The 13,706-nt window shown below is 73.4% G+C and carries 10 protein-coding genes; all 10 read right to left on the bottom strand.

What is annotated here, in order from left to right:
• Nucleotides 1-35: 35 nt before the first annotated feature.
• The gene (lpxA, locus tag R3E88_20595; protein ID MEZ4218881.1) at nucleotides 36-809 is read right to left on the bottom strand and encodes an acyl-ACP--UDP-N-acetylglucosamine O-acyltransferase; all 774 of its coding nucleotides are present in this window, start codon (nucleotides 807-809) and stop codon (nucleotides 36-38) included.
• A 22-nt stretch (nucleotides 810-831) separates the two neighbouring features.
• A complete protein-coding gene (locus R3E88_20590; protein ID MEZ4218880.1) occupies nucleotides 832-1,368 on the bottom strand; it encodes an OmpH family outer membrane protein in 537 nt (178 codons plus the stop codon).
• An 86-nt stretch (nucleotides 1,369-1,454) separates the two neighbouring features.
• Entirely contained in the window at nucleotides 1,455-4,820 is a 3,366-nt protein-coding gene (gene bamA / locus R3E88_20585) for an outer membrane protein assembly factor BamA (GenBank protein ID MEZ4218879.1), read from the bottom strand.
• Between the two features lie 200 nt (nucleotides 4,821-5,020).
• The gene (locus R3E88_20580; protein MEZ4218878.1) at nucleotides 5,021-5,782 is read right to left on the bottom strand and encodes an ABC transporter ATP-binding protein; all 762 of its coding nucleotides are present in this window, start codon (nucleotides 5,780-5,782) and stop codon (nucleotides 5,021-5,023) included.
• Complete coding sequence (locus R3E88_20575; protein MEZ4218877.1) at nucleotides 5,775-7,799, bottom strand: FtsX-like permease family protein; 2,025 nt, start codon at nucleotides 7,797-7,799, stop codon at nucleotides 5,775-5,777. The genes R3E88_20580 and R3E88_20575 overlap by 8 nt, the downstream gene beginning before the upstream one ends.
• Nucleotides 7,800-7,814: 15 nt before the next feature.
• A complete protein-coding gene (gene lysS / locus R3E88_20570; GenBank protein MEZ4218876.1) occupies nucleotides 7,815-9,371 on the bottom strand; it encodes a lysine--tRNA ligase in 1,557 nt (518 codons plus the stop codon).
• Nucleotides 9,368-10,571 (bottom strand): peptide chain release factor 2 gene (prfB, locus tag R3E88_20565; GenBank protein ID MEZ4218875.1). Its coding sequence is split into 2 segments (ribosomal slippage): nucleotides 9,368-10,453 and nucleotides 10,455-10,571, totalling 1,203 coding nucleotides; the frame shifts between segments, so codons are not numbered across the junction. Before prfB ends, lysS begins: the two co-directional genes overlap by 4 nt.
• 8 nt (nucleotides 10,572-10,579) lie before the next feature.
• Entirely contained in the window at nucleotides 10,580-12,214 is a 1,635-nt protein-coding gene (lnt, locus tag R3E88_20560) for an apolipoprotein N-acyltransferase (protein MEZ4218874.1), read from the bottom strand.
• Nucleotides 12,211-12,651: an rRNA maturation RNase YbeY gene (ybeY, locus tag R3E88_20555; protein ID MEZ4218873.1), complete on the bottom strand. Its 441-nt coding sequence runs from the start codon at nucleotides 12,649-12,651 to the stop codon at nucleotides 12,211-12,213. Before ybeY ends, lnt begins: the two co-directional genes overlap by 4 nt.
• Nucleotides 12,648-13,676 (bottom strand): PhoH family protein, encoded by a 1,029-nt coding sequence (locus tag R3E88_20550; GenBank protein MEZ4218872.1) that lies wholly within the window; start codon nucleotides 13,674-13,676, stop codon nucleotides 12,648-12,650. Before R3E88_20550 ends, ybeY begins: the two co-directional genes overlap by 4 nt.
• Nucleotides 13,677-13,706: the final 30 nt, after the last annotated feature.

Raw genomic sequence — 13,706 nt, 5'->3', positions numbered from 1 at the left:
CGTGCGCGCCATCTCGCGTCGCGGTCCGAGCCGGCCTAGCGGCAGAAGCCGCGCGGCGACTGCTCGAGGAACTCGAGCAGGTGGGCGACTTCGGGCGAGGCGGGCACCTCCTCGCGCACGCGCTTCACCGCGTCGCGGAAGAGCAGGCGCGAGTTGAAGAGCACGTGGAAGGCGTGCTTCAGCTCGCGAATGGTCCCGGGCGCGAAGCCGCGCCGACGCAGCCCGACGACGTTCAGGCCGACGACGCGGGCGCCGTCGCCCGCGACCATCGCGTAGGGCGGCGCGTCCTTGCGCAGCTTGGCGTTGCCCGCGCACATGGCGGATTCGCCGACGCGGCAGAACTGGTGGACGCCCGTGAAGGCGCCGAGCACGGCGTGGTCCTCGATCGTGACGTGCCCGGCGAGCCCGCCCGGACCGGTCAGGATGCAGTGGCTCCCGACCTGGCAGTCGTGCGCGACGTGCGCGTTGTTCATGACGAGGTTCGCGTCGCCGAGCCGCGTGCAGCCTCCGCCGCGCTCCGTGCCGACGTGGATCGTCGCGAACTCGCGGATCTGGTTGTCGCAGCCGATCTCGAGGCGACCCGCGCCGTCGGCGTGCCGGTCCTGCGGCTCGCCGCCGACGCACGCGTGCGGGTGCAGGCGCGTGCGCGCGCCGATGCGCGTGCGGCCGTGGACGGAAGCGTAGGCGTCGAGACGGACGCCGGAGCCGAGAGCGACGTGCGGGCCGACATAGCAGAACGGGCCGACGCGGACGTCCTCCGCGAGCTCGGCTCCGCTCTCGACGACGGCGGTGGGGTGCACGTCGGCCATGTCGGGGACGCCGCCGGGGCCGCTACTTCTTGTTGTAGGCGGCGACGACCTTGTCGGTGATGTCGAGCGCCTCGCGCGCGTACACGACGCCGGGCGAGCGCCGGTGCAGGATCAGCGTGTAGCCGTCCTGCCGACCGAGGTCGCCGATGATGGTGGCGAGGCGATCGCGGATCGGCGCGATCAGCCGCTCCTGATCGACCTGGAGCTGCCCCTCGATCTCGCGCTTGCGGTTCTGGATCTTGTTCTGCAGCTCGACGACCTCGAGCCGCTTCTGGCGGATCGCGTCCTCGGACAGCACGAACTGCTTCTTCTCCACGTCCTCGAGCATGCGCTTGAGCTCGTCGGCCATGGGCTGGAGCTGCGCTTCGGCCTCGCGCACCTTGCGCTCGAACTCGTCGCGCGCGGCCTTCCCGTCCTCGGTGGACACGAGCGCCTGCTCGATGTCGACGACGCCGATCTTGATCGCGTCCTCCGCCACCGCGGGCGAAGCCGTCGCGAGCGCGACACCCGCCGCGAGCGCGACGCCGATCGTCCGAACCGCCTTGCTGCCGAACCGCATGTGCTGTCTCCGTCGTCCGTGTGCGGGCCCGAGGTGCGGGGGGCCCTGTCGAAGGGGAACCGAGGCGCGCCGCCGCTCGCCGTCCGTCAGAGCCCCGCGCCTCCGACCGAGAACTCGAAGACGGGGCTGTCCTCGATCGCGAGCGGATCCAGCGGGAATCCCAGGACCAGTTGCAGGGGGCCGAACGGCGAGAACCAGAGGACGCCGCCGCCGACACCGTAGCGCCACTCCGTGACGTCGAACAGGTTGTCGTCCTTCTCATCGAAGGCGTTGCCCATGTCGGCGAACACGACGCCCTGGAGGCCGACCTCCTCCGAGATGGGGAACCGGTACTCGAAGCTCGACGCGATGAACTTGTTGCCGCCGACGACATCCGTCTCGTTCAGGTCCTCGAAGTCGTCGATCTCGCGGTCGGTGATGTCGTTGCAGACGCCGTTGCGGTTGCCCTGGTTGAAGTTGAGCCCGGTGCTCGGGTCGCGCTGGTCGTTGCAGACGCCGCGCGGCTGCCCGTTGACGAAGCTCACTTCGCGGCCGACCGGCAGGAACAGGTCGCCCTGCCCCTGCGCGCCGCTCCGGCGCAGGATGGCGCGCCGCGGCCCGACCGAGCGCGCGCGGAAGCCGCGCAGCTGGAACGCGCCCACGCCGCCGAGGAAGTAGCGCTCCGTCAGCGGCAGCTCGACGTCCGTGTCGATCAGGCTGAGCGGGTTCACGTTGACGCAGTCGCCCGCGGCCTGGCAGCCGGCGACCTCGTTCACGTCGAAGTCGAAGTCGTCGATCGTGTTGAACGGGATCGCCCACCCCGCGCGCGTCGAGAACACGAAGGTCGAGCGGTAGGGCAGCCAGTCCGGCGCGCCGAAGTAGTGCGCATAACGTCCCTCGATGCGCAGGAAGTTGGTGAAGCCGCCGAGCCCGGAGTAGTCGAGCGTGAGGCCGACGACGTCGCCGGAGACGGGCGAGAAGCGGTCGTCGCGCGTGTCGGAGCGATAGGACGCGCCGATCGTCGAGCTGCTCTCGTTGCGCTGCAGGATCTCGCGGAAGATGACCGCCGCCGCGTTCACGCCCGTGTCCTGGCGGACGCGCCGCTGCGAGTAGCCGTAGCGGAGGAACAGGCGCGACGTGTTGTCCTCGGAGAGCGGGTGCCCGAAGCTCAGGTCGAAGCCCGCCTGTCGCTGCTCGAAGTCCTGGAAGCGCACGTCGGTCAGGAACACCGTCGTCCCGAAGCTGAACTGCGAGTCGAAGAAGTACGGGTCCTGGTACGAGAAGAAGAAGCGGTTCGTGCGGCCGCCGATGTCGGCCGACAGGTTCACGCCGAGGCCGAGCCCGAACAGGTTGGCCTGCGACAGCGACGCGGTGAGCACGAGCCGGTCCTGCGACGAGAAGCCGGCGCCGAAGCTGAACGAGCCGGTCGGGCGCTCGGCCACCGTCACGTCGAGGTCGAGCTGCGACGGGTCGGCGGTCGTGCGCGGCTCGAACGCGACGTCCTCGAAGAAGCCGAGGTTGCGCGCGCGCACCTGTGAGATCTGGATCGCGCGGGCGGAGTAGAGCTGCCCTTCGACGATCCGCATCTCGTTGCGGACCACCGGGTCGACGGTGCGCGTGTTGCCCGACACGTCGATGTGGCGGATGAAGTAGAGGGGGCCCTTCTCGACGTGGAACTGCACGTCGACCGTCTTCGTCTCCGGGTCGAGGCGCGTGAGCGGCTCGACCTTGGCGAAGTAGAAGCCGCGGTCGGTGTAGTAGCGCTCGAGCGACTCGACGTCGGCGGTGAGGTACGAGCGGTTGAACACGGCCTTCTCGGAGAGCCGCAGCCGCTCGCGCAGCGCCTCGAGGTCGACCGTCTCGTCGCCGGCGACGTCGAGCGCGCCGACCGAGAACTGCGGCCCCTCGTAGACCGGGACGGTCACGCGCAGCCCGTCCTCGTCGGCGGCGACCTCCGGGTCGCCGATCTCGACCTGGAGGTAGCCAGCGTCGGTGTACTTCTTCTCCACGCTGCGCAGGTCGCGCAGGAAGATCGGCTCCGAGTACGTACCCGTCTTGTCGAACCAGCTCGTCGCGAGCGAGTAGAACTTCCACGTCTTGACGTTGAAGTCGTCGGCGAGCTCGTCGTCGTCGAAGGCCTCGTTGCCCTCGAACTCGATCGTGCGGAGCTTCTGCTTCTCGCCCTCGTTCACGCGGAACAGGATGCCGACGGAGCCCTCGGCGACCTCGTCCACCTCGCTCTCCACCTTCGCGAGGTAGAAGCCCTGGGCGCGGTAGAGCGCCTCGATGCGCTGCTCGTTCTCGTGCAGCAGCGGGTAGTCGAGCGTCGAGCCGGTGGTGAGTGTGAGTGCCTCGCGGATGTCGTCCGAGTCGACCTCGTCGTTGCCCGAGAGCGAGATCTGGCGGACGACCGGGTTCTCGGTCACGTCGAAGGTGAGCACGACGCCGGCGTCGCCGGGCTCCGTGTAGACGCGCACGTCGCGGAAGAACCCGAGTGCGAAGACGTCGCGCACGTCGGCCGCGACCTGCGTCTCGCGCAGCGGCTCGCCCTCGCGCGTGCGGATGCGCGTGCGGATGGCGTCGGCCTCGATGCGGCGGTTGCCCTCGACGCGCACCTCCGCCACGACATCGCCCGCGTCGCGCGCGCCGCCCCCGAGCAGCATCTCCGCCGGCACGACGCGGTACACGAGCTCGACGCCGCGCTCCGTGCGGCGCGTCTCGACGCTCGCCGAGCCGACGCGCGCGTCGGCCTCGAGCGCCTCGCGGTCGTCGCGCAGGCGCAGCGGGTCGAACGGCTCGCCCACCTTCGACCGCAGCCGCGCGCGCAGCGACTGCTCGAGCTCGGGCGGCGCGAGCACCTGGATGGCCGCGACGCGCGGCGACGCCTCGCCGGACGAGAACGTCGCCGCCACGCGCGACGCGACCTCGGGCAGCTGCGCGAGCAGGTCCTCGCCCGACGCGGCCGTGAAGACGAGGCTGCGCGCGCGCGCACCGCCCGACGTCGGCGTCACGCGCACGTCGACGCTGAGGCGGCCGGCGAGCTGCGTGAGGCTGCCGGTGACGACCGCGTCGGCGCCGACCTCGCGCCCGATGCGCCGCAGCTCTGCGTCCGACAGCGCCGCGAACGCGTCCTCGGCCGGAAGCCCGGTCGCGCGGCCGAGCCCGACGACGCGCACGTCGTCGAGCGTCGCGAGCCGTTCGCCGAGCAGCTCGGCGAACGGGCGCGGCACGGGCGCGACGTTGCGGCCGGCGTGCACGCGGAACGGCAGCACGGCGAAGGCGAGCTCGCGCGGTGCCGTCGCGCTCGCCGCTTCGGCGTCGCCCGCGGCACCGTCCGGCGCGACGTCCTGCGCGCGCGCGGCGTGCGCAGCGACGGCGAGCGCGCACGCGAGTGCGCACGCGAGCGCCGGGCGCGCGCCGACACGCCTCGTCGACGCGGCGGCGAGGCCGTGCAGCCGGGAGCGACGCGACAAGCGGGACCTCCGAAGCGCGAGGGGAGGCGTGGGGGAGATGCCCGCTCGGGAGGCGGGGCGGAAGGCGCGCGCATGGTACGCAGAAGGCGCGCGGCGGGCAAGGAAGCCGCTCGGGTTTCCCTTGTGTTCCCGAACACTTGACGGGCGACGGCGCCGCGTTCGCCCGGCGCCGCACGGGCCGGCGCGCGGGGCGCGCCCGCCTAGACGAGCGCGGCGCCCGCGAGCGATGTCGTCAGCTGTCCGTCGCGCAGCGCCATCGCGCGCCCGAGCTGCTCGGCCATCCGCGCGCTGTGGGTCACGACGACGAGCGTCGTGCCGTGGCGCCGGTTCATGTCGAGCAGCAGCTCGGCCACCTGGTCGCCCGTCGCCGGGTCGAGGTTGCCCGTCGGCTCGTCCGCCAGCACGAGCGCGGGCTCGAGCACGAGCGCGCGCGCCACCGCGACGCGCTGGCGCTCGCCGCCCGAGAGCTTCCCGATGGCGTGCGTCAGCCGGTGCGCGAGCCCGACCTCGCCGAGCATCGCGCGCGCGCGCGCGCCCATCTCGTCGAAGCTCCGGCCCGCCACGAGCCCGGGCATCATCACGTTCTCGAGCGCGCTGAACTCGGGCAGCAGGTGGTGGAACTGGAACACGAAGCCGATCGACGCGTTGCGCAGGCGCGCGAGCTCGGACGGCGTGCGGCCGAACACGTCCTCGCCGCGGAACTCGACGCGCCCCGAGGTCGGGCGATCGAGCGTGCCGAGGATGTGCAGCAGCGTCGACTTGCCGACGCCCGACTGCCCCACGATCGCGAGCCGCTCGCCCGCGCGGATCTCGAGGTCGACGCCCGTCAGCACGTCGATGCGCGCGTCGCCGGTCGCGAACGTCTTGCGCAGCGCCTCGGTGCGGATCAGCACCTCGCCCGCCGCGGGCGAGCCGCCCGCCGCGGGCGAGCCGGTCGGCGCGGGCGCCGGTGCGTCACTCATGGCGCAGCCCCTCCACGGGGTCGACGCGCGCGCCCTGCCGGCTCGGGAGGAGCGTCGCACCGAGCGACAGCACCATCGCGATCGACGCGATCACGAGCACGTCGACCGGGTTCACCTCCGACGGCAGCGTCGAGAGCTGGTAGATCTCCGCGGGCAGCGTGTCGATGCCGGTGAGCGCCTCGATCTGGCGCTGGACCCAGTCGAGCCGCGTCGTCACGGCGAGCCCGGCGAGCACGCCGAGCAGCGTCCCGCCGAGCCCGATCAGCGTGCCCTCGAGCGCGAAGATGCGCTCGATGCTCTCGTCCTCGGCGCCCATCGTCTTCAGGATCGCGATGTCGCTCGACTTCTCCATGATCATCATGATGAGCGTCGCGACGATCGAGAACGCCGCCACCACCATCACCATGCTGAGCAGCACGAACATCATCACGCGCTCGGTCTTGAGCGCCTGGAAGAAGGCCGGGAAGTACTCCTTCCAGTCGCGCGTGTAGAACGGGTACTCGAGCTCGCGCACGACCTCGGCCGCGACCTGGCGCGAGCGGTAGAAGTCGGTCGTGCGCGCCTCGAGCCCGTCGACCACGTCGCCCGAGCGCCGAAAGTCCTGCGCCGCGGCGAGCGACGTGTAGGTGTAGACCTCGTCGTACTGGAAGAAGCTCGACTGGAAGATGCCGGCGACGCGGAAGCGCGCGAGGCGCGGCGCCGGCCCGAGCGGCGTCGGCGCGCCGCCGTAGGGCGAGATGAGCAGGATCGAGTCGCCGAGCGACACGCCCGTCGCGGCCGCCAGCTGGCTGCCGACGAGGATGCCGGCGTCGCCCTCGCCGCGCGCCGCCTCGGCGTCGAACGCGGCGAGCTGCTCGAGCGAGCCGACGCGCAGGTCGTCGCGCAGGTCGGTCACCGCGCCGACGCGCACCGGGTCCACGCCGCGCAGCCGCACCGCGAAGATCTCGCCGTGCTGCGTGCGCACCATGCCCTCGGCGTCGAGGTAGGGCGACACCGCCGTCACGCCCGGCACGCCGGCGACGACGCGCAGCACGCCTTCGTAGTCGCCGAACGGCCCGAACCCGCTGTGCACGGTGAAGTGCGCGCGGTTGCCGATGATCTCCTCGCGCCACGTGCGCTCGAAGCCGTTCATCACCGAGAGCACGGTGATGATGAGCCACACGCCCGCGGCGATGCCCGTGACGCAGATGGCCGTGATCGCGGAGATGAACACCTGGCGCCGCCGCGCGACGAGGTAGCGGACGGCGATGAACCACTCCGGGCCGTGCCGCAGCGCGACGAGCCCGGCCGCGGCGAGCGGCAGCAGGCCGAAGACGACGAGCGTGAGGAAGAGCGCGGCGAGCGCCGTCGCGGCGGAAGCGACGTCGGCACCCGGCTCGCCGGCCGCGAGCCACGCCCATGCGGGCGCGGTCGCGAGCGCGAGCACGGCGAGCCGCACGTCGCGCTCGAACGCGCCGGGCGGCGGCACCGGGCCGCGCGCCGTCCGCCGGCGGCGCCACGCGAGGACGAGCGCGAAGAGCGCGCCCATGCCGGCCGGCGCGAGCACGGGAACCGCCGCGCTCGCGCCCGCCGTCCACAGCGCGACCGCGAGCGCGAGCCACAGCATGGCGCCGCGCGCGAGCCACGCGGGACGCAGGAAGCGCAGCGCGGCCGCGCACAGCGCGACCGCGATCGCCGTCGTTGCGAGCGCGCGCGCGAAGACGGCGCCCCACGCCTCGAGCCACTCGCGCCACGGACGCCCTGCGAGCTCCGGCATCTGGTCGTGGACGAGCACCGCGGCCACGCCCGCCGCGAGCGCGACGCCGAACACGGCGACCCAGCCCGGGCGGCGCACGACGCGCGCGAAGCGCTCGAGCACGACGATCGACGAGCCCAGGAAGACGACGGTGAGCGCGACGAGACCGGCGATCAGGCCGACCAGGAAGGCGAGTGCGAGCGAGCTTCCGGCCGCGGCCAGCGGGGCGAGCCAGCCGAACGCACTCGCGGCCGCGCCGCCGATCTCCGCCGCCTCGCCCATCTCCGCGCGCCGCCGCTAGCGCTCGCCGCCGGCGTCCGCGCCGTCGCCGGCGTCGCTCGCGGCGTCGCCATCGGCGTCGGCGCCGCGCGCCTGCGGCCGCACGTGCGGGAAGAGCAGCACCTCGCGGAGGTTCGGCGCATCGGTCAGGAACATCACGAGGCGGTCGACGCCGACGCCGAGCCCGCCGGTCGGCGGCATGCCGTGCTCGAGGCAGAGCAGGAAGTCCTCGTCGACCGGGTGCGCCTCCTCGTCGCCCGCGTCGTGCGCCGCGCGCATCGACTCGAAGCGCTCGCGCTGGTCGATCGGGTCGTTGAGCTCGCTGAACGCGTTGCCGAGCTCGACGCCGGCGACGAACGCTTCGAAGCGCTCGACGACGCGCGGATCCTCGGCGCTGCGCTTCGCGAGCGGCGACAGCTCGACGGGGTGCTGCGTCACGAACGTGGGCTGCACGAGCCGCGGCTCGACGTGCGCGCTGAAGAGCTCGTCGACGAGCACGCCCCAGGTCGGCGCGTCGCCCGGGTCGAGCCCCGCGCCGCGCACCGCCTCGCGCAGCGCGCCGAGGTCCTTCGCGGCCAGGATGTCGACGCCGCGGCAGTGCTCGGCGATCGCGTCGCGCATCGTGATGCGCGGCCAGCCCGCCGGCGGCGCCAGGTCGAGCCGCTCGCCCTGGTACTCGATCGCGCGCGCGCCGACCGCGCGCTCGGCGATCTCGACCACCATGGCCTCGGTCAGGTCCATCATGTCCGCGTAGTCGGCGTAGGCCTGGTAGCACTCCATCATCGTGAACTCGGGGTTGTGCTTCCGCGACACGCCCTCGTTGCGGAAGTTGTGGCCGATCTCGTAGACGCGATCGAGGCCGCCGACGACGAGTCGCTTGAGATAGAGCTCGTCCGAGATGCGCAGGTAGAGATCCTGGTCGTACGTGTTGTGGTGCGTCGTGAACGGGCGCGCCGCGGCGCCGCCGTAGAGCGGCTGCAGCACGGGCGTCTCGACCTCGACGAAGCCGCGCGCGTCGAGGAAGGCGCGCATCGCGGCCACGACGCGCGAGCGCGCGAGCGCCGTCGCGCGCGCGCGCTCGTTGACGAGCAGGTCGAGATAGCGCTGGCGGAAGCGCGCTTCGACGTCGGCCAGCCCGTGCCACTTCTCGGGCAGCGGGCGCAGGCTCTTCGCGAGCATCTCGACGCGCGAAGCGTCGACGGTGAGCTCGTCCTTCTTCGTGCGCCACACGCGGCCCTCGACGCGCACGAAGTCGCCGACGTCGAGCTGCCGGCTCGCGAAGGCGAACGCCTCCGGGTCCATCTCCTGCTTGCGCGCCGAGACCTGGATGCGCGCACCGTCCTGCAGCAGCTGCAGGAAGACGAGCTTCCCGAAGCTGCGCTGCGCCATCACGCGCCCGGCGATCGCGACGCGCTCGGGCGCTTCGTCGAGCGCCTCCGCGCTCGCGCCGTCGAAGCGCGCGCGCACCGAGGCCACGGGCTCGGTCGCCGCCACGCGCGCCGGGTACGGGTCGACCCCGGTCGCGCGCAGCGCGTCGAGCCGCTCGCGGCGCGCCGCGCGCTCGTACTCGCTCATCGCTCGCCTCCCCCGTCCGCGCCCGCCACCGCTCCCGCGCCGGCGGGCGCCCTGTGCGCCGATTGCCATAGCAGGGTCGCGCGGATGAAGCGATCGAGGTCGCCGTCGAGGACGGCCTCGACGTTGCCCATCTCGACGTCCGTCCGGTGGTCCTTCACGCGCTGCTGCGGGTGCAGCGTGTAGGAGCGGATCTGGCTGCCGAAGCCGATCTCGCGCTTCTCGCCGGCGAGCGCCGCGACGCGCTCCTCCTGCTCCCGCCGCCGCCGCTCGAACAGCTGTGCGCGAAGCACCTTGAGCGCCTGCGCCTTGTTCTTGTGCTGCGAGCGCTCGTTCTGGCACTGCACGACGATGCCCGTCGGCAGGTGCGTGATGCGGATGGCGGACTCGGTCTTGTTGACGTGCTGGCCGCCCGCGCCGCTCGCGCGGAACGTGTCGATGCGGCAGTCCGCTTCGTCGAGCTCGATGTCGACGTCGTCGTCGATCTCGGGCACGACCGAGAGGCTCGCGAACGCCGTGTGCCGGCGCGCCTGCGCGTCGAAGGGCGAGATGCGCACGAGCCGGTGCACGCCCTTCTCGGTGTGGAGGTAGCCGTAGGCGTAGTCGCCCTCGATGCGCAGGGTCGCGCTGCGCACGCCCGCCTCCTCGGCGGGCTGGAGGTCGAGCACCTCGCTCTTGAAGCCGCGCCGCTCGGCCCAGCGCAGGTACATGCGCATCAGCATCTCGGCCCAGTCGGCCGCGTCCGTGCCGCCGGCGCCCGAGTTGATCGACACGATCGCCGTCGCCGCGTCGTACTCGCCGCCGAGGAGCTGGCGCAGCTCGGCGTCGGCGAGCCGGTCGCCCAGGCGCTCGCACTGGTCGGCCGCCTCGCGCAGCGTCTCGGCGTCGGTCTCCTCGCGCGCGAGCTCGGCCAGGGCCTCGACGTCGTCGAGGCCCGCCGCGAGCTCGTCGTAGAGCGCGAGCTCGCGCTCGACGGCCGTCTTGTCGCGGCTCACGCGCTGCGCGCGGTCGCGGTCGTTCCACAGGTCCGGGCGCGCGGACTCCGCCTCGAGCGCTTCGAGGCGCGCGCGCAGCGCGGTCAAGTCAAAGACGCCCCCGGAACTCGTCGAAGCGCGCCCGCAGTGCGGCGACGCGCTCGTCGACCTCGTTGGCATCGAGCGCCGGCCCCGCGTCGCCCGCTCCGTTCCGCTCCTTCGCTGCCATCGCTCCCCTCACCCCTCTGCGGCGTCCGCGCCGCCCGCCGAGCGCGCCGCACCGCGGCGCGCGACGAGCCCGGCGCACGCGGCAACGACATAACAACCGTACGCGAAGACGTCTCCGAACCGGACGTAGGGCGTCGCGCCGCCCGCGGCCGTGCGCAGCGGCACGTCGGCCACGAGCACGGCCGGCTCGAAGATGCGCGTCTCCTCCCGCACGCGGCCCCGCTCGTCGATCACCGCGCTGACGCCCGTGTTCGCCGCGCGGACCGTCCACAGGCCCGTCTCCGCCGAGCGCAGCGCCGTCATCGCCAGGAACTGGTAGGGGGCCCCGGTGCGACCGTACCAGGCGTCGTTCGTGATCGCGACCAGGACGCTCGCCCCGTCGCGCGCGAAGCGCCGGACCAGGTCGGGGAAGAGGAGCTCGTAGCACACGGGAATGCCGATGCGGACGGACGCCGGCGCGCGGCCGGCGGCGCGCGCCGCCTCGATCCCGTCCGCCGCGCCGCCCGCGAGCGGCACGTCGACGGCGCGCGGTCGCTCGCCCGCGGTGACGTCGCCGCTCGCGATGCCCGTCGCGATCGCGGTCGCGATGCGCTCGAGCAGGCTCCGCAGCGGCAGGTACTCGCCGAACGGGACGAGGTGCGTCTTGTCGTAGCGGTCGACCCAGCCTCCGTCGGGCGCGACGGCGAAGGCGCTGTCGTAGTAGTCGGTGACCCGGCCGAGCGCGTCCGTGTCGCTGCCGACCGAGCCGACGACGAGCGCAGCGCCGGTCGAGCGCGCGAGCGACTCGATCCGCTCGCGCACGGCGCCGTCGAGCTCGAGGAGCCGCGTGATCGCCGACTCGGGCCAGGCGACGAGCCGCGCGCCCTGCTCGGCCGCGACGCGCGTTCCCTCCTCGTAGTCGGCGAGCGTCGTGGCGAAGCGCTCGCGCACCCACTTCGCGTCCTGCGGGACGTTTCCCTGCACGGCGCCGATGCGGACGCGCGGCGCATCCGCCGGGATCTCCGCGGGGCGCACCGCGAGGCCGGCCGCGTGCAGCAGCGCGACGCCACCGAGCGCCGCGAGCGCGGGCGCGTCGATGCGGCGCGCGCGCGCGATGCGCGCGAGCGCCGCACCGCCGAGCGCGACCGCGAACGACAGCCCGTACACGCCGGTCGCCGCCGCGAGCCCGAGCAGCGCCGGGTTCTCGTGCTGCGCGTACCCGATCGTCGCCCATGGGAAGCCGCCGAGGAGCCACGAGCGCGCGTGGTCGAGCGCCGTGAAGAGCGCGGCGAGCGCGAACGGGCCCGACGCGCCGCGCGCGCGCAGCGCGCTCGCGAGCGCGGCGAAGGCGCCGACGAAGAGCGCGGGATAGAGCGCCATGCCCGGCGGCGCGAGCAGGCCGAGCACGGGGTCGACGCCCCCGTAGCGCACCGTCACGACCCAGGCCCAGTGGAGGACGATCGCGTGCGCGACCCATCCGAGCGCGAAGCCCCGGCGCAGCGCGCGCGCGGGCGCGAGCCCGTCGATCGCGAGCAGGAGGAACGCGGGCGAGAGCCACGCGAGCACGAGCCCGAGGTCGAGCACGCGTTCACCGACGGGATGCGGGAACGCGAGCGCCGTCGCCGCGACGTAGCCCAGCGCGATCGCCGCGCCGCGCGCGCTCACGCGCATGCGCGCGCCCAGAGCCGACGCTCCTCCGCGCGCATGGCGCGCGCCTCCGCGTCCTGCTCGTGGTCGTGGCCGAGCACGTGCAGCAGGCCGTGGATCAGCAGGCGCGCGACGACGTCGTCGAGCGAGCGGCGCGCGGCGCGCGCCTGGCGACGCGCCGTCTCGACGCTGATCACGACGTCGCCGAGCAGCCGCCCGCGGCGCTCGCGGTGCTCGCCCTCGAGCAGCGAGAACGACAGCACGTCGGTCGCGCGATCCTTGCCTCGGTAGCTCGCGTTGAGCGCGCGGATCGCGGCGTCGTCGACGAGCGAGAGCACGAGCTCGTCGCGCGCGCGATCGACGGCCGCGAGTGCCGCCGCGCCGCGGAGGCGCAGGCGCGCGAGGTCGAGCCGCGGCGCCGCGCCCTGCGGCGGGCCGACGACGACGAGGCTCATCGCCCGCCGTCGCGCTCTTCCGCGCGCCGCTTCGCCGCACCCTCGGAGCGCTCGTAGGCCTCGATGATCGACTGCACGAGCGGGTGCCGCACGACGTCGGCGTTCGTGAAGCGCATGACGCCGATGCCCTCGACGTCGCGCAGCACCTCGAGCGCCTGCGCGAGGCCGCTCGTCGTGCCGGGCGCGAGGTCGGTCTGCGTGACGTCGCCCGTCACGACCGCCTTCGAGTTGAAGCCGAGCCGCGTGAGGAACATCTTCATCTGCTCGGGCGTCGTGTTCTGCGCCTCGTCGAGGATCACGAAGCAGTCGTTCAGCGTGCGGCCGCGCATGAACGCGAGCGGCGCCACCTCGATCACGCCGCGCTCCATGAGCTTCGCGGCGCGGCCCATGTCCATCATGTCGTGGAGCGCGTCGTAGAGCGGACGCAGGTAGGGGTTCACCTTCTCGGCGAGGTCGCCGGGCAGGAAGCCGAGCCGCTCGCCCGCTTCCACGGCGGGCCGCGCGAGGATGACGCGCGACACCTCGTGGCGATTGAGCGCCGCGACCGCGAGCGCCATCGCGAGATAGGTCTTGCCCGTGCCCGCCGGGCCGATCGCCATCACGACGTCGTGCGAGCGCATGAGGTCGACGTAGCGCTTCTGGGCGAGGTTCTTCGCGCCGATGCGGCGCCGCGCGCCGACCGTCGAGAGCAGGTCCTCCTGCACCTCGGCGACGTTCACGTCGGGGCGCTCGTCGACCATGCGGATCACGTCGCGCACGGCGGAGGCCTCGAGGTCGCGGCCGGCCTTCGCGAGCGCGTACAGCTCCTCGAGCACCTTGCGCGCGGCCGCGACGCCCTCGCCCGCGCCGACCACGCGCACCTCGTTGCCGCGCGCGTGGACCGACACACCGAAGGCGTCCTCGACGGCGCGGAGCGTCGCCTCGGCGGGGCCGTACAACAGGGCCGCAGCGTGGTTGTCGTCGAAGACGAGGGTCTGGCGGGCGCGATCTTCGGGCAGGTTCGACTCCGCTCGGCGGCGTGGCATCCGCGGGCCGCGGGCCCGGCGCGCTCCGGC

It is taken from the genome of Myxococcota bacterium, assembly GCA_041389495.1.
Classification (GTDB): domain Bacteria; phylum Myxococcota_A; class UBA9160; order UBA9160; family UBA4427; genus JAWKRT01.
This window is presented reverse-complemented; position numbering and strand designations above follow the sequence as displayed.

Bases quoted from the DNA above. Each gene is read 5' to 3' on its own strand.
- lpxA (MEZ4218881.1), bottom strand. From the start codon at position 809: ATGGCCGACGTGCACCCCACCGCCGTCGTCGAGAGCGGAGCCGAGCTC.
- R3E88_20550 (MEZ4218872.1), bottom strand. From the start codon at position 13,676: ATGCCACGCCGCCGAGCGGAGTCGAACCTGCCCGAAGATCGCGCCCGC.
- R3E88_20580 (MEZ4218878.1), bottom strand. From the start codon at position 5,782: ATGAGTGACGCACCGGCGCCCGCGCCGACCGGCTCGCCCGCGGCGGGC.
- R3E88_20575 (MEZ4218877.1), bottom strand. From the start codon at position 7,799: ATGGGCGAGGCGGCGGAGATCGGCGGCGCGGCCGCGAGTGCGTTCGGC.
- ybeY (MEZ4218873.1), bottom strand. From the start codon at position 12,651: ATGAGCCTCGTCGTCGTCGGCCCGCCGCAGGGCGCGGCGCCGCGGCTC.
- lysS (MEZ4218876.1), bottom strand. From the start codon at position 9,371: ATGAGCGAGTACGAGCGCGCGGCGCGCCGCGAGCGGCTCGACGCGCTG.
- R3E88_20590 (MEZ4218880.1), bottom strand. From the start codon at position 1,368: ATGCGGTTCGGCAGCAAGGCGGTTCGGACGATCGGCGTCGCGCTCGCG.